The organism is Marinomonas mediterranea MMB-1 (assembly GCF_000192865.1).
In the GTDB taxonomy this organism is placed as follows: Bacteria; Pseudomonadota; Gammaproteobacteria; order Pseudomonadales; family Marinomonadaceae; genus Marinomonas; species Marinomonas mediterranea.
In genome coordinates this window covers 818974-841362 of sequence record NC_015276.1, presented here as the reverse complement: position 1 = coordinate 841362, position 22389 = coordinate 818974, and the positions used below count along the sequence as shown (strand labels likewise).

General features: G+C 45.0%; 19 protein-coding genes. 3 read left to right on the top strand and 16 right to left on the bottom strand.

All coding sequences use genetic code 11. The features are described 5' to 3' along the window. Positions 1–3: 3 nt before the first annotated feature. Genes tssH through MARME_RS03875 form a run of 16 tightly spaced genes read right to left on the bottom strand, consistent with a single transcriptional unit; the run spans position 4 to position 19155 of the window. Positions 4–2625: a type VI secretion system ATPase TssH gene (gene tssH / locus MARME_RS03950; protein ID WP_013659967.1), complete on the bottom strand. Its 2622-nt coding sequence runs from the start codon at positions 2623–2625 to the stop codon at positions 4–6. After that, positions 2625–3614 (bottom strand): type VI secretion system baseplate subunit TssG, encoded by a 990-nt coding sequence (locus tag MARME_RS03945; RefSeq protein WP_013659966.1) that lies wholly within the window; start codon positions 3612–3614, stop codon positions 2625–2627. Before MARME_RS03945 ends, tssH begins: the two co-directional genes overlap by 1 nt. Further along, positions 3605–5410, bottom strand: coding sequence for a type VI secretion system baseplate subunit TssF (tssF, locus tag MARME_RS03940; protein WP_013659965.1), 1806 nt, complete (start codon positions 5408–5410; stop codon positions 3605–3607). The genes MARME_RS03945 and tssF overlap by 10 nt, the downstream gene beginning before the upstream one ends. Continuing rightward, complete coding sequence (gene tssE, locus MARME_RS03935; RefSeq protein WP_013659964.1) at positions 5403–5822, bottom strand: type VI secretion system baseplate subunit TssE; 420 nt, start codon at positions 5820–5822, stop codon at positions 5403–5405. The genes tssF and tssE overlap by 8 nt, the downstream gene beginning before the upstream one ends. After that, positions 5819–7246, bottom strand: coding sequence for a type VI secretion system contractile sheath large subunit (locus MARME_RS03930; RefSeq protein ID WP_041647751.1), 1428 nt, complete (start codon positions 7244–7246; stop codon positions 5819–5821). Before MARME_RS03930 ends, tssE begins: the two co-directional genes overlap by 4 nt. A 29-nt stretch (positions 7247–7275) precedes the next feature. Continuing rightward, positions 7276–8754, bottom strand: a complete 1479-nt coding sequence (gene tssC, locus MARME_RS03925) for a type VI secretion system contractile sheath large subunit (protein WP_013659962.1) — start codon at positions 8752–8754, stop codon at positions 7276–7278. Positions 8755–8756: 2 nt separating this feature from the next. Then, complete coding sequence (gene tssB, locus MARME_RS03920; RefSeq protein WP_013659961.1) at positions 8757–9254, bottom strand: type VI secretion system contractile sheath small subunit; 498 nt, start codon at positions 9252–9254, stop codon at positions 8757–8759. 23 nt (positions 9255–9277) lie between these two features. After that, positions 9278–9802: a type VI secretion system tube protein Hcp gene (locus tag MARME_RS03915; protein ID WP_013659960.1), complete on the bottom strand. Its 525-nt coding sequence runs from the start codon at positions 9800–9802 to the stop codon at positions 9278–9280. A gap of 54 nt (positions 9803–9856) precedes the next feature. After that, entirely contained in the window at positions 9857–11239 is a 1383-nt protein-coding gene (locus MARME_RS03910; protein WP_013659959.1) for a type VI secretion system protein TssA, read from the bottom strand. Between the two features lie 26 nt (positions 11240–11265). Then, on the bottom strand, positions 11266–12351 hold the full coding sequence (locus MARME_RS03905; RefSeq protein WP_013659958.1) for a hypothetical protein: 1086 nt from the start codon (positions 12349–12351) through the stop codon (positions 11266–11268). Positions 12352–12376: 25 nt separating this feature from the next. After that, on the bottom strand, positions 12377–12676 hold the full coding sequence (locus tag MARME_RS03900; RefSeq protein ID WP_013659957.1) for a PAAR domain-containing protein: 300 nt from the start codon (positions 12674–12676) through the stop codon (positions 12377–12379). Positions 12677–12688: 12 nt separating this feature from the next. Continuing rightward, positions 12689–13258: a DUF6931 family protein gene (locus MARME_RS03895; protein ID WP_272635466.1), complete on the bottom strand. Its 570-nt coding sequence runs from the start codon at positions 13256–13258 to the stop codon at positions 12689–12691. 2 nt (positions 13259–13260) lie between these two features. Then, entirely contained in the window at positions 13261–15324 is a 2064-nt protein-coding gene (locus MARME_RS03890) for a type VI secretion system Vgr family protein (RefSeq protein WP_013659955.1), read from the bottom strand. Further along, entirely contained in the window at positions 15321–16340 is a 1020-nt protein-coding gene (locus MARME_RS03885; RefSeq protein ID WP_013659954.1) for an ABC transporter substrate-binding protein, read from the bottom strand. Before MARME_RS03885 ends, MARME_RS03890 begins: the two co-directional genes overlap by 4 nt. Further along, positions 16337–18430 (bottom strand): MFS transporter, encoded by a 2094-nt coding sequence (locus MARME_RS03880; RefSeq protein WP_223295007.1) that lies wholly within the window; start codon positions 18428–18430, stop codon positions 16337–16339. Before MARME_RS03880 ends, MARME_RS03885 begins: the two co-directional genes overlap by 4 nt. Before the next feature lie 17 nt (positions 18431–18447). After that, complete coding sequence (locus tag MARME_RS03875) at positions 18448–19155, bottom strand: hypothetical protein (protein ID WP_223295006.1); 708 nt, start codon at positions 19153–19155, stop codon at positions 18448–18450. Positions 19156–19613: 458 nt separating this feature from the next. Between MARME_RS03875 and MARME_RS03870 the strand changes: the two genes are divergently transcribed. From MARME_RS03870 to arsJ, 3 genes are all read left to right on the top strand, one after another. Beyond that, the gene (locus tag MARME_RS03870) at positions 19614–19958 is read left to right on the top strand and encodes a metalloregulator ArsR/SmtB family transcription factor (RefSeq protein WP_013659951.1); all 345 of its coding nucleotides are present in this window, start codon (positions 19614–19616) and stop codon (positions 19956–19958) included. A 77-nt stretch (positions 19959–20035) separates the two neighbouring features. Beyond that, positions 20036–21049, top strand: a complete 1014-nt coding sequence (locus MARME_RS03865) for an ArsJ-associated glyceraldehyde-3-phosphate dehydrogenase (RefSeq protein ID WP_013659950.1) — start codon at positions 20036–20038, stop codon at positions 21047–21049. A gap of 60 nt (positions 21050–21109) precedes the next feature. Further along, a complete protein-coding gene (arsJ, locus tag MARME_RS03860; RefSeq protein ID WP_013659949.1) occupies positions 21110–22327 on the top strand; it encodes an organoarsenical effux MFS transporter ArsJ in 1218 nt (405 codons plus the stop codon). The last annotated feature ends 62 nt before the right edge of the window (positions 22328–22389 follow it).

Genomic DNA, 22389 nt, shown 5'->3' with positions numbered 1-22389 from the left:
TCATTATTCTATATGAAGCGACAAATCGGCTGTCATTGGCTCAATGGTCACTGACACTCGTTCAATGGGTAATCCTTCACTTAATCGTTGAATACATTGCTCTGCCAATCGCGGCATAAGTGAACGATTGATAATTTGCTCAATAGCGCGTCCACCAGTAGTCGGATCCGTATTGCGCGAGACAACAAACTCGATAAAAGAGTCGTCCCAGCTAAATTCCGCTTTGTATTTTTCATTTAATTTTTTGGCAATTCGATTCAAACTGATTTCAGTGATCTTACCAAGCTCTTCTGCATTTAATGGGTAGTAAGGCACGATGGTCGCGCGCCCAAGAAAGGCAGGCTTGAAGTATTGCTGAAGTGCAGGGCGAATCTCTTCGACAAGCTCTTCATTAACAGGGCGATCTTCAGCCGCATTACAGATATCGCAGATAGCTTGATCAGCCGCATTTGACGTCATCACAATAATCGTATTCTTAAAGTCGATCGTACGGCCTTCACTGTCTTTTATGTGGCCTTTGTCGAAAATCTGATAAAACAAATCATGTACGCCTGGATGCGCTTTTTCCATTTCATCCAATAATAAAACGGAGTATGGATTACGGCGAATGGCTTCGGTTAATACACCACCTTCACCGAACCCGACATACCCAGCAGGCGAGCCCAATAACATAGAGATTTTATGCTCTTCTTTAAACTCAGTCATGTTGATAACCGTCAAGTTATCCCCACCGCCAAACACTTCATCGGCAAGTGCCATGGCAGTTTCGGTTTTACCCACACCACTTGGACCGCACATCAAGAAAACACCAACCGGTTTTCGGCTATCCGTTAAGCCGGCACGAGAAATACGAATGCTCTTAGCAAGCTCACTAATCCCCGCTTGTTGTCCGATAACGCGCTTATGTAATGCATCTTCAAGAGATAAAAGCTCAGCAACTTCACCTTTCACCATGTTGCCAGCAGGAATTCCCGTCCAACTCTCAATGACTGATGCAATGACTTGGCTATCAACCAGTGCAAACACGAGGGGATCATCGCCTTGCAACTTAGACAAATCATCCATTTTCGTTTGAAGTGCTGCCTGTTTAGTCGCGTCCGCACCTTCTTTAAGATTAGCCTCAATGTCCTCACTTAAAACGGTGATCTCATCAACAAGCGACTTTTCTTGCTCCCAACGTGCCATCAATAACTCAAGCTCAGCCTCTTTTTCAGCAATGCTGTCACGCAAAGCGTCGCGATCCTCTGCCTGATCAGTGAGAACGGCATCTTCCACTTCAAATGCCGACAGCTCGCTGTTTAAGTAGCGAATTTGTTGTTCAAGCTGCTCTACTTTTTCAGGTTTCGCGCCTTGAGTTAACGCAATACGGGCACATGAGGTATCCAAAAGGCTAATCGCTTTATCTGGCAATTGACGAGCAGGAAGATAACGAATGGATAAGTGTACCGCTGCTTCGAGCGCATCTTCACGTATAAAGACACCGTGGTGTTTTCGTAATGACGCCGCTACACCACGTAACATTTGCAATGCATCTTCAGCGTCAGGCTCTTCAACTTTAACTACCTGAAAACGACGAGTTAATGCAGGGTCTTTCTCGAAATACTTTTTGTATTCAGCCCATGTTGTTGCTGCAATCGAGCGGAATTCTCCACGCGCTAACGCGGGTTTCAATAAGTTTGCGGCGTCATTTTGTCCCGCTGCGCCACCAGCACCAATCAAGGTATGCGCCTCGTCTATAAAGACGATGATTGGTGTTTCTGAGCTCTTCACTTCATTGATAACGTCTTTAAGACGGTTCTCAAACTCCCCTTTAATGCTTGCGCCTGCTTGGAGAAGACCGAGGTCAAGTGAATGGATTTCGACACCTTGAATAACAGGAGGCACTTCACCTTCGACAATTCGAAGCGCCAAGCCTTCAACGACGGCCGTTTTACCAACTCCAGGCTCGCCCACCAATATTGGATTGTTTTGTCTCTTACGGCACAGAATATCAATCGCTAAGCGAACTTCACTGTTTCGACCTGAGATTGGGTCAATTTTTCCATCGCGCGCTTGTTGAGTCAGGTTGACAGTGTATTTGTCCAACGCACCACCCGCAACAGGGGCGGCTGTTGCGCCTTCTGCTGCACTAGGCGACGCTGATGAAGAACTGGAAACGCCTGCGACTTTAAGTTGGGCAATGTGTGCGGACAAGGCTTCCGTTGAAACATTCTGAAGCGACTCCAAAGACAGTTTCTTCATACCAAAGCTGTCTGACTGAACAAGTGCCTGCAACAGATGCAAGCTTGTAATTTGACCATGACCATAATTAACGGATGCAATTAACCATGCTTCCTCCATCGCTTCACTGACTGTTGCACTGATAGTCGGCTGTCCGGTTGCCCCTTTTACAAGACGCTCAACTCGGGCAGTCAGCTCCGTCAGCAATCCGTTTAAATCAATTTTTTGACGTTGGAAAAAAGAATTTAGATTTACCTCTTTATTGACGATGAGCTGAATAAACCAGTGCTCAACCTCAATAGCAGGTACTGTTTGCTTCATTGCTGACCCAGCGGCTTCTTCAAGCGCATTCTTTAGCTCAGGCTCTAATTTTCCGACAAGATTGCCTAACTTTACCTGTGACATTAGCCTTTCTCCGATTGTAATAGTATTTTGCGATATTCAGTGGCACGACGCTCTGGTGCGAGACAGTTGGTCTCTCCCAAACGAAACGCATGATGGCCTGACGACAAAGCGCCAGACGATAAGACAGGCGCATCGATGTATTCTCGTTTTACATATAGATAGATTTTGGTTGTGACACTCTCTCTCAAGTAGGAAAGCGCTAATGTCTGTAAAGCATTGGAAAAGTGGCGATTATTTAAAAGACCTAAATATTCTTTTTTGGAACGAGGCGTTATGCACACCTCCAATGTTTTGTAGGCTTGCGCCCCTTTGTTCCCCAATAGCACGCCATGCCCAAGTTTATGATTTTGCCCTAAGCGGGTTCCGATTCTCGTTTGAAAAGCGGGACTAATTCGATACAACCTTGATGCAATCGCTCGTGGGGTGATATCGAGCGAAAAATAGTCGCATAGCAAACGCTTTAAGCCAGATAAACTGCGACTCTTATTCGCCATGGCCAAACCATATCGAATCAAACTTGGATCACTGCCTTCTTGTTTTTGACGCGGTAAGGCAAACAAATGTGTCAATGCGCTTTGTTGAGTTAATCTGTTTAGAGCTCGCCCTATTGCCACCTCGCGCTCTTCTCTAAGCAAAACACTCGCAGTGCTCTCTACATACGCGACTAGCTCGTAATAACGCTGATTGAACACATCTAAAAAGCGTTGTAGCGCCTCATCATCTTGATGCAGGCTATTCAGTAATTCCGCATATAGGTAATCAGGAATAACACCTTTGCAGCCAGATAATGCTTCAAGCCCTAACTTCACACGAAGCTCTTTACCGTTTTGCTGAATTGACATGATGTCAGTCGGTGCGCCATGTGGCATCGGATCAGATTGCAGGCTGAGTTCCATCCCCTTACTCTCACTAAGAGACGTTAATATCCGCGTCGCTTGAGCAAAGTTAAACGTATGTGGACGCTCTAAAAGCCTCTTTGTCACAGACATAGCTGACTCCCGTGACATTTTTCGAATTCAATTCCCGGAACATCACTCCCGAAGCGCTCCACATTAACCTGCATGAACCGATCAAAACTACAATACTGCTGGTAGAAACCGTTGAGCACATTGCTGACCACCGCAAAATCAGCGCCCAACAGTTCATCATCAATCAAAATCGTCACCTGCGTACCGGAGGCAAATATGCTCTGCCGGTCAATCGTAATTGGAGCAACGAGGTGTTTATAGCTCACATTTTTTATCGAATCCGCCACTTTGCACTGAATGCTATGAGTGCTCAAACGCAACACATCTTGTAAGGCTCTAGTCGCGTCATCTGCCTGAGTAAGGCTGGAAAAATTCGCATTCAACATGGCAACAAATCGCCAACTTAATTGATTATCCAAGGCAGGATATTGAGGCGCCGTTGGAGTACGAACGTTCTTGAGTTCTCCGGGAATATCCACCGCTGCATACGACTCAGCGTGTGAGTAACTGGGGACTAAACACGGCAAGCGGCCATTGCAGACCTTAAGTGACATGGATAAAACCACCGCATCTTGGGCTGTTACCTCAGAGCCATAACTAACAGACAGATCCATAAGTCTGCGGCCTTTTTCATCCCAAAACTGACGTACTTGCCATTTCGGCGCACTGTCGTCAAACCAGTAACCGCCCTCGTAAATCGGACTAAGTTCCACTTCTCCGGTTGGCAGCACTTCGCAGACTTTTTCAACCGATACCACAGTCAATTCGTTGTTAGCTTGCGTATCAGCCACAACAGGAATAGACAATTTAGTAAAGTCATATCGCATTGGCTCGCCGCGCTGCGGATAAAGGTTAATCGCTGGCGTCGTATTCAATAGAAACACCTGACGATTAAACAATCGTAAATATTCAACCGGTAGTTGTTGTACAAAAAAGTTCAACGTCACTGTGCTTGATTGGAATCGAGACAACTCTTTATACAAACCTTCCAGCCGAATGTAGGCGGCTTTATCAGGGTAAGCGAAATACTCCCGCACTAGATCAAAACCAATCTGGTGATTCCCATGATTGGGCAGCCAATTAAATGAAGGATCAGCAGCGCGCGATACTAGACGCTTTGTATCAATCTCAACCTGATTGCCTTGCTCATCAAACAATGAAATCGCTTCTGTATTCAAAAGCAATAAATCAATGAGCCCACGAGAACTGTTCTCAAACCCTCGAACATAGAAATCAAAATGATCGTTTTTATCTTTCCCAAGAGAAGACGATGTAAAGTCCAACTGAGAAAAGAACACACTTGGATCGCTGCAGTTAAGCGTAATCTGAACTACTGACTCAGCTCGACGCACGGTTTTAGGTGTAGGGAAGTTAAAGGGTGCAGATTCCGCCTGAATGTCTTTGATAATGAAAGGTTCGATAATCAAATCTTCAGCAAGGCTAAAAAGACATTCCGCCTCTTTCACCATAAGCGATGCTTGCGACCCCTTTGGTAACACAACGCGTTCAGTTATCGGGTCATCACCCAGTTCCACCATTAAAGGCGTATAACTTGGGATAATTTGAAGGTAGCCAGGGTACAAGACACTAAACAGATCTTGCAGAACGTCTGGAAGTTGCTCATCGATACGTTTTTCTGTTTTTGCTGTAAGCAACGCCATGGCGTCAATCAAACGACTAATATTAGGGTCTTCTTGACCCGTTTGGTTAAGACGCATTGACGCGGCGTGATCAGGGAACTCACTACCGAAAGAATCTAGAGCACGCCTTACGTAGGCAAGCTCACGTTCAAAATAACTTAGGAGCTGATCAGACAACTTCCTGTCCCTCCATTCTGGCTACCTGATTTGAAAGACTGATATTAGAGTCGAACAAAAAAACGTGGCTGCCATCACCCGTGTCTACTTTTGCCATCAACGAAAAACTCATAATATTTTTAGAAGGGTTGCTCTCTTCTATGAATACGCTGACATCAGTAAGCCTCGGCTCAAACGTCTTAATCCACTTTTCGAGTGAGCGAGAAAATTGGTCATGGTTGATTTGACTGCTTATACTATGAGCGCTGTCGAGACCGAAGCTGAAATTAGAGGATTTAACCTCATCAAAACCTTCTGGCAAAGCCCGCATTGGCGCTTCTGAATTCAGCAGAGAAGTAAGCTGATAACGAATTGACTCTAGTAGCGAGTCATTACTCGCGCCTTGGTCTATGAAGGTTCCCCAGAAACTCATGCCCGACCTCCGACATACCCGTACCCGGACGCTTCAGAGCCCAAATCGGTGGACAAAAGGACTTCACCGCACACATTATCAAACTGGTACTGAGGCTGCACTAAAACATCACACGTATAGCGCCCTTGCTGTCCTTCGATTTCTTTTACCTCCACTCGACCTCTACTCAACGGGTATTTCGCCAACGTCGCTTCATCAGCATTAAAGAGGTTACTGGAGTACCGATCTAACCAGTTATTTAAGAAGTTTTCACACTCTTCTGCGGTTTGAAAGTTACCGATCATGCCGCGAATTTGAACCTTCAAATAATGCGCAATACGACAAATCATCAGTGTCGTTTGAATCTGCCCCATGACCGCTTCAGCATCGCCTTTTGCATGATCCCAAATAGAGTTATTACCACGAAAAAAGTACTTATCTGTAGTCAAACTATGGCAAAGAGGAATAAAGCCCTGATCCGAATAGAAATTCCCCATGTCTGTGATAATGCGAATATCTGGACAAGGTGATAAGGTTGCAAACGACCCGATTCCATTCGGTGGCACGTTCACTAATGCACCGTAGTATTTGTCTTGCCAGCGGGATTTCATAAAGCCAAACCAATTGATGCGGTTAAACTCCCGCATCGCAATAGAAGCAAATAAAAATGCGGAGTTTCCCCATAAGCCCGGTTTGACTTCCTCTTCTTCGGTAAATACAACGCCTGAGAACGGCTGAGGCGCGTACTCCGTTCTCATTTTTACCTTAGGCAAAGTAACGCCGAGAAAACGAGATACCGACTGCTTCCTTAAATGCTGCCACGCAACAAAATCAGGCCCTTCTAGAATTTTTTTGACACGACGCGTATCGGATGCCCAATCCGCCCCTTCTTCACCAAAAAAGTCATCCGCGGACGATAGAATAAAAGGGCAAAGACATAAGTCACCTAAATTGGCTAGTAATTCCGCAGTATATAAGTCGTCAAAGTCACTGTCTAAATCAGTAGACAGCGCATGGTCGACGACAATCATGCCAAACGGCTGACCTCCAGACGTATTTAACTCTCTATTTCCTATCAAGTTATACAAATACGAACGACGCAGTGTAAGCGCATTATTCAGTTCATATGAAAGGTCAGGCCACGATAAATTTAGAATTTTAACGCGCGTTTTCTGGTTGCTAACGGGCAAAGATGTCAAAACCTCAACACCTCGCCACGCCGCTTCCAATTGTTTAAAGTCAGGGTGATGAAGCAGCTGTGAAACTTGCGACGAAACGCGAGTATCTATTTCTGAAATCAGCCTAGACACGGCCGCAAATAGCGTATCGCGATTCAATAATATCTGTGGATCTAACGTCACTAAAAGACGCAGGGCTTTTTCTAAAAAGCCTTGCTCATCAGTGTCTAGACCACACAGATCGGTTTGTAATTGCAAACTCAGCATACTCTCACCCAACTTCAAACGTCCTGCTATTAACCAGGAATCTTCGTGACCATACGAACGGAAGTTGTCAACTCTTCCATTTGAAGCCATGGGCGAAGATGTGCAACCGCCGAGTAAGCGCCAGGACGGCCAGGTTGCTCTACCACTTGAATTTGCGATTCACACAACGGAGTTTTAGAGCGCTCCGAATTACCAACCGCACCAGAGTTAGTATATTGGTCAATCCAAGTTTGCAGATCTTTCTGGATGTCATTCGCTTCTAAGTTGGAACCCAACATATCACGTCCCATTACTTTCAAATAATGGGCGATACGGCTACTCGCCATGATGTAAGGTAAACGAGCAGAAATTGCAGCATTGCCAGTCGCGTCAGGGTCAGCAAATACTTTTGGCTTCTGGGTCGTTTGACTACCAATGAACACGCCATAGTTCGTGTTTTTGTAGTGCACCAATGGCATGAAGCCAAGATCACTCAACTCTTTCTCACGTTCGTCAGTCAGGTTAATCTCGACTGGACATTGTTGCTGTAGATCACCCGCTAAAGACTTGTATGTCAGATTAGGAAGGTTCTCTACTTTACCGCCATTCTCAAGACCACGAATTGCTGTACACCAACCAAATGCCGTAAACGCTTGGTTCATCTTCAACCCTAAGTCGAACGCTGCATTTGACCACACTAATTCAGAGTTATCTTTTGGTTTTGGATTGCCATCAGCATCCACCGCAAGCTCTTCAAAATCAAATGCCTCAGTTCCCAACCCTTTCGCACCATATGGCAGACGTGAAAGCGTTTGAGGAAGCGTAAGCACAACATATCGAGCATCATCGCTCTCTCTGAATGCATTCCAAGAAGCGTAAGCAGGAGAATCGAAGCCTGCTGCAACCGGTTTGCCTTCATCAAATGTTTCGAACGAGTCAAACTCAAACATTTGTGGGTTTGCTGCCGCGACAAATGGCGCATGACTCGCCGCTGCGGTTTCACCCATATAACGCAATAGAGCAACATCTTCGTCTTTATGAGAGAAGGTATAGTCACCGATCAACGCGCCATAAGGCTCGCCACCAGCGGTACCAAACTCTTTTTGGTAAAGCGCATCGAATAACGGACTACGATCAACGGCTGGCGCATCTTCAAATTGCTCAAGCAACTCATCTTTGCTGAAATCTACCAATTTGATTTTCAGCGTTCTGCCCGTTTCGCTTTCTTTAACCAGCTTGTTTAGACCGCGCCAAGAACCTTCCAAACTTTGGAATTCATCTTGTTGCATAATCGCTGAAAGTTGCTTCGACATTTGCTTATCGATTTCTGCAATCGCATTTTCGATCGTCTTGGTTACGTTTTTATCCCAAGTAACTGTTCCATCAAGGGCTTGCTCAGCTAATACTGAAAACAGCTCTTTAGTCGTGTCAGCAGGAGTTTGAGTCGTCGCAGCAATCGCACGATCTAACAGACTTGCGGAACCCGCTTCTGCTTCAGCACCTGTTTGATTTTCTAATTCTGCACTCATGTTTATTCTCCTTTCTCGATGCCAAGCTCGCTAGACAATGCGTTGATTTGATCCGCGCTTTGTAGCACTTCTTTTAAAAGCTTCTCAAGATCGCGTGAGCGGTCTGCTTTAGAAAGTAGCGTTTTTAACTGCTGACGGGTCTCTGCTAATTTCTTCAGAGGGTCTACTTGTTCGATCAAAGAATCTGGTTCGAAATCTTTCATAGAAGAGAAAGACAACGCTGCCTCAAATTGGCTGCCATCATCAGACAAAGTGTTATCAACTTTTAACTTTAATTCTGGTCCCACTCGGTTAAGGACTGTATCAAAGTTGTCTTTATCGATCTGGTAGAAGGTGCGATCCTCCAACTCTTCACGATCTTCTTTGTGTGCAGAAAAATCCCCTATCACACCCATAACAAATGGCAGTTCTTTGTTTTCAACTGCGCCATTTGTTTCTACATCGTAAGTAATACTTACGCGGTTTTTACTGACACGCTTATGCTGCGAATTTAAGGCCATGTTGCTTCTCCTCGCTGTCTAATTTATTTCGCTTTTGACTCAAGCTTACCTGTAGTGCAATCAAACTTAACGGTATCACCTTTTTCGATTTTACCGCCGTCGCCTTCTTGGTAATAAACTTTCGTTAATGTAGTGTAGGTCAAAGTGAAATCTTCTGACGGTAGGTTGCCATCGGAACCTGCGATGTTGTAACTTGCGATACGCGCCTTTTCTAGCGTTAGTACTAGGTAAGGATCTGCACCCGAACCATCACGTGACGGTTTAGTCAAAAGAATCTCAACGGTCTTACCTTCTGCACCTGGTGCGAAAAGGAAAGTAGTCAAGTGAGGAGAGGCGCCGTCAGAAAGACGAGAAACACCAATTGCATCCAAAGACACCATGCCTTTGTCAGCATTGTTTGCATTACCTACATCAACATGTACACCACGGTTTGCACCCCAATGCATTGTATCAATAGCAAAAAAGCCTTTTTTGCCACCGATATCGCCTATTGTTGCAGCACCTTTGATGTCGTTTAATCCATCAATTCGCATGTAGATAGAAGCCATGATATTACCCCTTTAGTTAATATGTCGTTAAATGACGTTTGCTCGTTAAAATAACTACCATTCAATTGCTGACAGACCGTCGTTTGAGTCACTGTCTGTCGATGTTGAATTCTCTTCTTTTTTCTCTTCCACTGGCATTGTCGGTATAGAAGGTTCTGCCGGTTTCGATGCTGTCGCTACTGCACTTGGTACCGCCGCTGTTGCATGTGAAACGGCGCCGACTGTCGACATAGCCGTAGGTTTGATATTGGATTCGTGCTCCGCACTTTCCAAACCTGCAAGTTGTTCAATACGCTGGTGCACAGATCCGTTGTCTCCGACCAATTCGGCAAGCAATTCGGGCAAAGACATCCCTCCCCACCTGATCGCGCGCTTAAGCAATAAATAAATTGGGCTGTGCGGCTCTGTTTCTAAAAAGTAATCCGCGATACTTTGCAATTGCGATAACGCCTGCTCTCTGGATGCGACCGCACCCGCGCTAGAAAATGCGGCGACAGAAATGCCCACTGGCACGCCATTTTGCGCTACAGGTTGCGCTGCACCAGTGGATAGATCAGCCTCTGACATTGGCGTTTCATCGGCGGTCTCTATCGTGTTGTTTTCCTGAACAGGTTCTTCTTCCGGCTCAGGATCCAAAGGCCACCGCGTAAATTGATCTCCAACCAAGTATTTAATTGCATTGAGAAGGCGCTCTATAGAGTCCTTTACAAAGCGAAAACTGATGGACTGCGCACCAACATTGAAGCACTTTTCTGATAGTGTCTTTTCAAGTTTAATGAGCGCTTCCATTGCTTCGCCTAATGCCAGAATACGTTCTTCAACGTCTGAGCGCTCGTCCGACAATGCCTTGATTGCGGCCTCTTTTAGGTCAGAGAGTCCGCCAGACTTTTCAGCTTTGAAGAACACGCCGTAATCCGTTTCTCCGACCAATGGCAGCATTTGCAACGGCATGTATAAGAGACCACTTTCCGCCGTATCCCCCACTAACTGCAATAGAGGTTTAACACGAAACTCTGCTACTTCTTTTGCTTGCGCGTCTTCACCCTCTCCCTTTCGCTTTTTTTCTGGAAGCGTGGGTTGCAATGTTTCCCAGTTAGACTCAACGACTTGTTCAAATGCGGTCAAAGCGCCCGCCAATCGTTTGAACGGGTCGTTTGAGAACAGCTGAGACACCGTAAACCAAGAAAAAATCTCTACGTCTTTTGACGTCTCTTTAAGGCATTTCTGGCATTCTTCTGCGAGATTTGCCCAATTATCCGTGTTTGCGTTTACAGCTTCTGCATCTTCCAGAGCATCTGGGGTTTCTACTAACTGTCGAAATGATGACTGCGCCATATTGAACGCATTGCGATACCCGCGGTACAAAGTGCGATTATCTTTAAGATATTCACCGCTAGGTTGATCGTCGGATATCGGGTTAATTAACTCTTCAAACATTACAGTTCCTCGAAGAAACAGAGCATCTAGTTAGCATGAATATTAGCAGCCGTTCCGGTCACGCCAGGCTTAGCCTGACAAGCCGTAAAGTGGCTCCATACAAAACTAGATAATCGTGAAATCGCCCAAGCTTGCGCTGGTCCCGAGTCTTGCTGCTCCGCTTTTTTCGAATTGTATGGGCCACATTTGATTGTTAATGGCTTAGCACTATTCACATAGTCATAAGGGTTTGCAGGAGAAGAAGAGCCATGGGCGGCTGCCGCTGCTGGACTCGTTGAATTTGCAGAACCGCTATTATCATCGTCTGCCGCTCCTTTCACATCCTGAGCCATTTTTAGCTCCTTCTGAAGCATTTTAGAAAGGATGTTCGTCGCTAGCATAATTTCCTGATCACCCTGCGCTAAACTACGACATTGGGTAATCGCTGTTCTTAATTTATTGCCAGTTTTACCTGTGATCTTAGGTGGTACAACAATCGTGCATGCCACGTCACTCGGTAAGAAAACATTCTTCCCATCTTTTTCAGCAAGTCGAGATAGATTATAAAATGCATGGCCATATGCTTTGCCACGGGACATTTGGCTAACGTTCAACTGTAACTCTACGATGTGAGGGATATCATGACCTTTATACTTAATCATGACCCTAAGGAAGAATTTGATATCTTTATATTCGTCTTCTATCCCCTTCGCCCATAAGTCTTTAACAGCAGGACTCTGCTTTGACTTGAGCGACGAGTATTCTTCGCAATGGTAAATGTAATCACGAAACGCCAGCATTTGAGCCACTGTTGTAAAGACAATAGTAGCTCGGGCAATGTCTTTAACTTCAAATGGCGACTTCATACCCGATTTGTCATTGGCAGGATTAGTTAAATCAATACCGCATTTTTCCGCTACTCGTTGCTTCGTTTTTAAAGGTGCGCGCTTATAAGCGATCGCTTTTCCTTGTTCATTTTTAACGCTGTTACTCAACTTGCGCATAAACTCTTGCAGCTTCGCATTTGCCAAAGCGGCTTGCTCCAAAAGCTCATCAATTTGCCCACGAGGATCAGTTGGTGGAGTTAAAGTGGTTTGCGAGACTATTTCTCCGCGAGTGTATTTAATTGGCATCTCTGTTTACCTCTAATCTACTTTATTAGCCACCGATCTGAACGGTTGGCGCCCCAATGACAATGGATCCACCGTGTGCAGTCGTATCTCCCATACGCGCAGCAGGCATTTTACTCACCAATACCGTCGCACTTCCCTTAATAATGCTGTCTGGAGGACCGACACAGACACACATATCTCCCATTTTTGCCGCTGGCAATTTGCATATAAGTACCGTCGGCGCTCCCGGGCTGACTATTGGCCCTCCAACATGTGGAATCGGTGGTACCGCAGGTGTCTGCATTGGGCATGTATGCATATCTGTTAAACGTGCTGCACAAGGCATTTTGCTCCCCTCTTAACCTTCAACTGTTCCCGTTCCGCCGTTCGCCAAATCCATTGCAGAGCGAAAAACGTCTTTATAAAACATCTTATAGCCATCCCATTCAGGCAGCGCTGCCGCCGTATTGACCGCTCCACCTACCGCTTTTGAATACAAAAATTCAGCAGGCATAACAATCGGGTTATCAATCGGAGCGATACTGCCCGCGCCACTCCAAAAAACGGCCATTCCAAGCCACTTAGAGGCGCTTTCATTCGAAAGCTTTTCGATCAACACTTCTATCTGCCGTCTTAACGGTTCAGTAGGACTTTTCACCCACGCAATCGATGCGTCGAGCACTTGTTTTTCAAGTGGCTTCAAGACGTCTGTTCGTTTACTTACGCCAATACACGCCCACCAAATAGACTCTCGCATAGGTAATGCGTGTGCCCAGAAATTGGCGAGATCAATATTGGCTTCCAACTTAAGAAGATGTGCAACCAACTGCTCAGGCGACAAGGCTGGATCAACCGTTTCAACCACGTCATCAGACAGTTCAAAGTGTTTGAGTATGGGCGCAACCGCTTGAAAAGGAACTTTCTTCATCACTAGTTCACCATCACTACGCCGCCTTTTACGGTCGTCATTCCACTTGCCGATATTTCTGCCGTTGCATTGCCTTTCACTGTCGCACCAACATCGCCTTGCATCGTACAGTTCAACCCTTTAATTGTGACGCCTGTCGAGCCTTTCGCGCTTAAGCTTGTTCCTGCTTGTAAAGACATAGAAGTCCCGCCTTTTGCGCTAAAAGAACCGTCGGATTTAATCGATACTGAAGTGCCTGATTGACTCAAACTACCTCCATCAACAGACACTTTAGAGCTGCCCGAAATTTCAACCGTTCCACTCGAAATTTCTATTTTGCTACTGGTCATCACAATCTCACTGCTACCCACTTTAAGCGTGATTTTACTGTCCCCTTCCAAGGTGATTTCTTTACCTTTTTCAGTGATTTTTTCGGTGGCTGTTAACGTGTAGTTTTTTTCAGTTTTTACACTGACATCTTCTTTAGCAGTGAGACTGTGAGTTTTCTCTACTGTCTGCTTGATGTTCTTTGTCACCGCTAGCGACATTTCACCGCCCACGGTTTCGGTATGATCGTTAACAACATCGCTGGTGAGGTCTTTTGCGGCATGCATATAAATCGATTCGTTGTCTTTTTTGTCATCAAACCGAAGTTCGTTTGACTCACCAACTAATTTCGTTTTAACGCCGCTCTGAGTGGTGTTAGCAGTAGGATATGGTGGCTTTTTGGTGTTGTTATAAACACTGGAAACAACAACGGGTTGATTGGGATCACCATTAATAAAGCTAACAAGTACTTCTTGCCCCGCTCGCGGTAGAAACTGCATTCCGTAACTGCTCCCTGCCATCCCTTGTGCAACCCTTACCCAACAACTGGTTTTATCACCCGTTTCAGGGTCCCAATGAAATTTAATTCTTACTCGACCGGACGCATCATTTGCAGGTTCTCCATCCTTACTGCCTGCCACAACTGCAGATTGAAGACCATGAACCACTGGTTTTTCCCGCATCGCCGGATAACTCTGCTGATCTTCCGGTATACAGATTAAGGAACTATTAACTTGAACCCCAGAAACGCCATTCTCTTTAATTTCACAGTGTATTTTGGATACCAGATAATTTCCTTTTTCACTGCTACTCGGGTGAGCATTGAGTTTTAGGTAATGCCCTACACAAAGGTCAGCGGACTCAGTTTCAGCAAGTACTTTGTGATAACCTGAGTCTAATTGTCCTCGCTGTACGTCAGCAATCGAAGAGGCAAGGTCAGTATAGGCTCCGGTTTTACTGGACGTGGGGTAAAACAGTTCCGTTAATTTCGTATTACCTGACACCGAATATTTGGATTTTTTCGCTTTACTGGTGACTAACTTTGTTTGATTGTAATCGTAGGCTGTTAGCTCAACGGATGCGCTATGAAAAGCATGTTCTCTCTGCCACTTGTTTAAAACATCGTAATCGCCAGTAGGCGCAGCAGCGTAATCGAGCGTCGCTAAGTCATCTTTTGCAAAAGGTTTGGATGCATCCTGAAGGTACAGTGTGTCGGCTTTACTGTCCTTACCAAAGAAAAAATGCACGCCCTCTTCGGCCAGTAAACGAGTGATAAAATCAAAGTCGGACTCATTAAATTGAACACAATACTCATGCTTTGTTGATGGCATACTTTTGACACTGTAATTCCCTTTAAACCCAAGGTCGTCAAAAATAGACGTAACAATCGTTTGTGTGGTTTGCTCTTGAAAGACTCGACATTGGCGAGAATGCTTCAGCAGAAACAACCAAGGCGTTACCGTTAACCTAATAGTGTAATAAGTAGAATCAATACGCTGAGATTGGGCTTGAGCTTTAACGACATAACCCTTGAATTGACGTGCACTAGAACGACTGCTGCCAACAACACTAAAAACGTCACAGGAGACTTCTTCACCTATCCAGTCAGATGGGGCAGACTTTGTAACCAACACATCGACGACCCACTCATAGTTTTCACTCAAGGACTCTTCAATAGTGAGGTTAGCCGCAACGAATTCGGTACTACTAGAGTTTTTGACAACAAGATAGCTGCCACTTGGGTCGACTAGCTCATTCATTTGTTCGCATCCTTGCTCTCAATATTAACTAGGTCGGCAAACCGAAGTAATTGAATAGGGGGGTAAAGCGACATTTGTCGCGCAACAGCCATGTTGATAGACATAGAATAGCTGCTTAACTCCGCGATTGGCAACTCTCCAGGAACCGCATCATCAAACAAAATTTTAGCCGCTTGGTTAGCCGCCAGCTGCCCGACTAAATAGTATTTATTCGACACAGAGATTAAGGCAGAAGAACCAGTCACCATCGAATCATAGGCACTCGCAACGGGCAGCCCGTGTCTTATCGCCGCTTCAGTAAACGCATCGCTGTTTGTTTGATTGTAAGAGCTGGATCCTACATAGACCACATCAGCGCCTTTAGCGGCAAGCTGCGCCATCTTCTCATCAAACTGATTCGGCAAGGGTTTACCAGAACTATCTAACTCATACTCTTCCTTTACGACGTCAAAGTTCATTTCCTTTGAAAGCGCTTCTAACTTTTGCGTATTCAAAACGGAGTTCAACTCTCCAGACGAATACAATATCCCCACTTTGTCGACGGAAAAATACTCTCGCATTGCTTTAATTTGAACATCTTCCCCGACACGGTTACGAATACCTGCTACCGTTGGCCTGCCACTGGTGTTGTGAGATTCAATAATGTCAGCACCTAGCGGATCAGCCACAATCATAAACATGACTGGAATATCGCCTAGCTTTGTTTTCGAGCCGTATTCATTTCGAGTACCAATAATCGCTTTACTCACACTGGTTCCCCAGGTGACAACCAGATCAGGACTCAGGGCTGTCGCTTCTTCTAAAAAGCCAGCTAATTTTGAGCGGTCCCGATTCGCATTGCGAACAACGATTTCAACAGGTTGGCCTTTTAGGTAGTCATGAAACCCTTGGCAAGCCTCTTCGCAGCCACGCCAAACCGCCATAAAAACGGTCTTTTTATTTTCGTTGTCCTGCACCGCAAATGCATTCGGTACAAACACTAAGATTAACGCAAAGATGGCTATTATATGTTTCATGCAGACACCTCTTCTGTATTACTTGAAGAAGGAGAGCGGAGGAAAATCAGTGTACAGACACCTGCCGCGACGATCCCCACACCAACAATGGCCATAGCCTGACCAAAGTCATAAAACGACAGTAAGAACGCAACAATAATCGGCCCCAAAACACTGCCAATTCGTTCAGACGTTCTCAATATACCTAACACCTCGGTACGACCAACTTCTGGTGTGTTTTCAGACGCTTCAAGCGCACAGGCTATCAATGGCGCTTTCAGAATAGAGTGTGCGATCCCCATCAGAGTCACTGCCAACAATATTTTCAGTAATGAGGCTTCCCCATATAGAGAAATCAAAATAACACCAGACAGAATCGTTCCAAGTACAACCAACTCACGCATTTTTTTCGTTTTGTCTGCGATCCCCGATGCAATAGGGCTAATCGGTATAATGATTAAAGAATAGATCATCATGATACGACCAATCTCCGACTGGCTTGCATCGAGCGATACCAGATACAAAGGAACCATAAAGTATAAAAAGCCCGTCAAGACGATTTTTGCAGGAATCGCACAACAAATCACCACGGCAACAAAACGCACATTTCTGGCTAGGTATTTAAGACCGCCTTTTTGACCAGCTGCTTTCTTAGCACCACTGACACCACCTTGAAACATGCGCCATGCAAGCAGCCCAGCAAAACAAGACAAAGCAGCCGATACAAGAAAAACGGGCTGATAGCCAACACGATCAGCAATAATAGCCCCCAACGCAGTACCGCACATGGTTGCTGTCATCAAAACACCAACAAAAATAGCCATCCCTTTAGCACGGTTCTCTGGTGTTACTACCGCCGCAATATAACTTTGACAACTGATGGTAATCACGGCATAGCCGAGGGCAGTTATGCCTCTCGAAATCACAATATCGACACTATCATTTGCAAATGCACACCCTAAATATCCTCCGATTGCTGGAATAAGCCCCAACAAAAACAACGGCTTTTGTCCCCAACGGTCCACCCATTTCGCGGCGAAAGGCGTACATGCGGCAATAACAAACATAAAGACTGAAATAGGAAGACCCAACATGACGTCTTCCGATACCCAAGAATTCGGCTCGTAAAATTCAGCAACAAAAAGTGGCATAAAAGACTTTTGCAGCTCTTCTGCAAACGAGAAAACAAACAAAGGAATTCGTGCATCGACGATATCGCCTTTTTTCACTCCTAAGCGGCCTTGCAACTTAAATTTGTCGGCGATGGTTCGCAGGTTATCCATCGTTTTACTTTGCTCAGTAGACAAACGGCTTAACAGTCGGCTAAAACGCCCTTGCAGCTCTTTCGAGTCTTCATTTAATCGATCGGCAAACGTCCCTATCGCGCCGTGCGCAGGGACATTTTCATTAACGGAAAAGTCCCCTGCTATTTGACGCTTTAAGATAGATTCGGATTCTTCAAGCGGACCGGAGATGTAAAACATTACCACCACCATAACCACTTCAAAGCACACCAAAAGAACGGCAACTAGGACGATCGCAATATCAAAAAAGATATCCGTAAGCTGAGACTGAACATAGGTTGAACTTAGTCCCACATACACAGCGCTGTTAGCAAGCCCTTCATTTTCAAGGTCTAAGCGATAAACATCATCTTGCTGTTGATCACTCCCTTTCAGAAACGACGGCAATAACATAGGAAGCTCGTTCGCAACGACCGTCAGTCGCTCACCAAACGATGCGTTTAAATATCGTGCTGAGTTCTGTTCGAAGGCCGCATTATCGACATTATCTAAATTTGCGACTTGTCCAACTGAGTACAAAACATCGCTGTTGTCCGTTACTGCGATGAAAGTGAGCTCTGGATACTTAGAAATTGTGTCGTCGAGATACGCATCCATCCCTCTAATTTGATCAAACGGGACCCCCGCCGTTATAGCTAAGTCCACATCATCATGAATACCTTGAGCGATCGCATTGGCTTTTTTGAGCAGCTCAGGTTTCACTGAGAAGTTAAATTCAACTAGGGTATATACGGCACTTAAAATAGAGGCTAGGAATGCACTGATAATCGTAATCAAAATAAGACGACTATTTATCAGGCTAGCCATACTCTTAACCTTATCTTTCATCGTCTCACTTCACCTTCATTCGCATCACTTTTGGAAAAGCTCTTAATGCGCTCTAGCTCTTCCGATACATAACTCTTCATCTTTTCACTTTGCTTTATCTGCTCTGCAATATTGTGAGACATCGAACCATGTTGAGCATCGTCTAGCGCTTTTTTCTCGCCAGACGAGTAGCCTTGAATCAATTTAATAACATTTGCGACGTCCGCGAAGCCAAATCGTATGATGAGAAACACAATAAAAGACGCGACCAGAAAAATAAGCACCGTCGCTTCTAGAAGGTGTAATCGAACAAGAGCGTACATACCATAGAGGGCAGATTTGTCATATTCAATGACAATACTGCCAGCAAGAGAACCAAAGCTGTTTGTAATTTGAAGCCCGCTATAAAGTTCCGAATCGCTACTAAACGTCCACTTTGCTTCATTAGATTTGAGCGCTCGGCGAACGACATCTTGAGATATAGCAACATATTGTCCGTTATCTGCCCGAGACTGATAAACAAGGTCGCCTGTCTGATCGATAAGTGAAATCGATAAGACATTCGGTTCTCTCAGCCTTGCTCGATCTATTTGCTCTTTGACGTTATCAGCGGATTTCAATGAAATACCTAGACGCTCGGCACGTTTAATCGAGGTTTCCAATGATGCAGAAATGACTTCGAGTTTAGACGAGACAACATTCGACATTAAGCTGTCGAACTTCATATAATTCATTAGGTAAAGAAGACTCAAAACTGAGAGCAGGATCAACCACACCGTGATCACTAACCTCAAATGAACTTCAAAAAAAGTCCTCATAACCTTACTTCCCCTGAGTAATATTGTAGATCAGGATTATTTATACCCTGAAGAATATTTGCAAAATTTGCATAGAATATGCAGCAGCGTCTTTTTTATTGCGAAATTAAAGCGTAGATAGCAATTGCTAAAATAAAAACCCATTTTCTGGACCCGAGCCCATCAAGCCTGTTGCCAACAATCCGAGCACATCATAGTCCGTTCTTTATTAAGGAAAAATTAACAGCACTAAAAACACATATGAATTTTCATATGTGTTTTTTTCTGTTAGGGTTACATTAGTGGCTCAATTAGGCACACACTAAAATGTCTAATTAATGAAGGTCTAACAAAAAGATGTAACAAGGGACATTGGAGAAGGTTTAATGACCCCGATAACGCTTTTCAAATCCCTAGCGGATGAAACACGCCTCAAAAGCATTCTTCTCATAAAGGAAGAAACAGAGCTTTGCGTTTGCGAATTACAGCACGCCTTAGGTGAAAGCCAGCCCAAAATATCTCGCCATTTAGCTCAACTAAAACAGATCAGCCTTTTACAAGATCGTCGTGAGGGTAAATGGATCTACTACCGATTACATGATGACTTACCAACGTGGGTCAGTAAAACAATCGAGTTAACGCTTTTAAACAATGCCGATTTTTTATCCTCAGCTACAGCGAGTTTGGCCGAAATGGGCGACCGCCCCACGCGAATGGCAGCCTGTTGCTAAGTATAGAAAAGCAACAGAGTTAAGCTAAGGTTCATAACGATGCAAAAAACTAACAAACTAATTGGGAGTAAATCTAGATGACAATAAAAGTAGGTATCAACGGTTTTGGCAGAATGGGGCGCCTGTCCTTCAGAGCAGCATTCGACTGGGAAGGCATCGAGTTTGTTCATATCAACGACCCCGCTGGCAATGCTGAAACGCTGGCTCACTTAATCAATTTCGACTCTATTCATGGCCGCTGGCACAACGAAGCCACCTCTGAGAACAACACCATGATCATCGGTGAACATCGTATTAAATGCACCCAAAATATGCAGATTGGCGATACTGATTGGTCGGAGTGCGATATTGTCATCGAAGCATCTGGAAAAATGAAAACCAAAGCGTTGCTAAACGCTTACCTTGAACAAGGTGTAAAGCGTGTCGTGGTTACCGCACCAGTCAAAGAGGACGGCGTTCTTAATGTCGTCATGGGTGTTAACCATCAAGATTACGACCCTGCTGTACACCCAATCGTCACAGCGGCATCCTGTACGACCAACTGCTTAGCACCCGTGGTCAAAGTCCTGCACGAAAAAATCGGCATTAAACACGGTTCGATGACCACCATTCACGATATTACCAATACTCAAACCATCTTGGATGCGCCTCATAAAGACCTAAGACGTGCTCGCGCCTGTGGAATGAGCCTTATCCCGACGACAACAGGTTCAGCCACCGCTATCACCCATATTTTTCCCGAACTTAAAGGCAAGTTAAACGGCCATGCGGTTCGCATCCCCTTAGCCAATGCATCTTTAACTGACTGTGTCTTCGAATTAAATAAACCCGTTACTGAAGAAGAAATTAATCAAATCTTAAAGAACGCCGCCGAGAATGAACTAAATGGTGTTCTTGGGTACGAAGAGCGCCCTCTTGTTTCCATTGATTACCGAACCGATCCACGCTCCAGTATCATCGATGCCCCATCCACAATGGTCATCAATGGCACTCAAGTAAAACTGTATGTTTGGTATGACAACGAGTGGGGCTACGCAAATCGCACTGCAGAGTTAATGCGTATGGTCGGGGAAATCGATCAACAAGCGTAGTAGAAACACACTTCGAACTTTAAAAATCGCGTAACTGGGATAAATAGCTAGGATAACGTTATGCTTGCACTAAGCCAGCTTCCAAAAAACGTAAAGCAATACCTGATCATCACAGGCAATTATTGGGCTTTCACACTCACAGATGGCGCACTGCGCATGTTGGTCGTACTGTACTTTCACGATTTGGGGTACAGCCCACTTTCAATTGCGATGCTGTTTTTGTTTTACGAATTTTTTGGGGTCGTAACAAACCTCGTTGGAGGCTGGTTGGGCGCTCGAATTGGTTTAAATAAAACCATGAATATTGGGCTCGCCTTGCAGATCCTTGCGCTAGGTATGTTGCTCTTTGATGCCTCGTGGCTAACCGTCCCTTGGGTCATGGCGGCCCAAGCTCTGTCCGGCATTGCAAAAGATCTCAATAAAATGAGCGCAAAGAGCAGCATCAAGGTACTGGTTCCTGACAATGCTAACCAAGCCCTGTATAAATGGGTCGCCTTACTGACTGGTTCTAAAAATGCGTTAAAGGGAATTGGCTTCTTTCTTGGCGGGGCGTTACTTGCACTGTTTGAATTTCATGGCGCCATTCTCATTATGTGGGTTGCTCTCGTCATCGTCTGGTTGTTTAGCCTATGGGCCTTGAAGGAAGACTTAGGTAAAGCGAAGTACAAACCTAAATTTAAAGACCTTTTATCGAAGAGCCGAGCGATTAATACGCTTTCTGCCGCACGACTGTTTTTGTTTGGCGCTCGAGACGTCTGGTTTGTTGTTGCTCTTCCCGTTTACTTGTCTGTAACCCTAGACTGGAATCACTGGCTAGTCGGCGGGTTCATGGCGACGTGGATCGTGGGATACGGCATTATCCAAGCATTCGCCCCCCACTTTACGGGGAAAAAACAAGGTAAAACACCAGATGGTCGCGCCGCGTTATTATGGGCATTAGTACTGACGCTTATACCAGCCTCAATTGCACTGTCACTTAATTCATTTGAACAGTGGAATACGATCATATTGATTGGCGGGTTAATGTTATTTGGCGCATTATTTGCGATTAATTCGTCATTGCACAGTTACTTAATCGTACTTTATGCAAAAGAAGACGGCGTGTCCCTCGATGTTGGCTTCTACTATATGGCAAATGCTATGGGTAGACTAATTGGCACCATCTTGTCAGGCTTACTTTTTGAAAGTTACGGCCTAGTTGTGTGTTTATGGGTATCCAGTGGATTTATTTTGATCACGTCGGTGCTTTCAATATCACTGCCTAGACATAAAGAGTGATCGTTAGCGGTATTAAAATATGAAAGATAGAAAACGCCTTTTCCTATCTTTCATACAGCTCA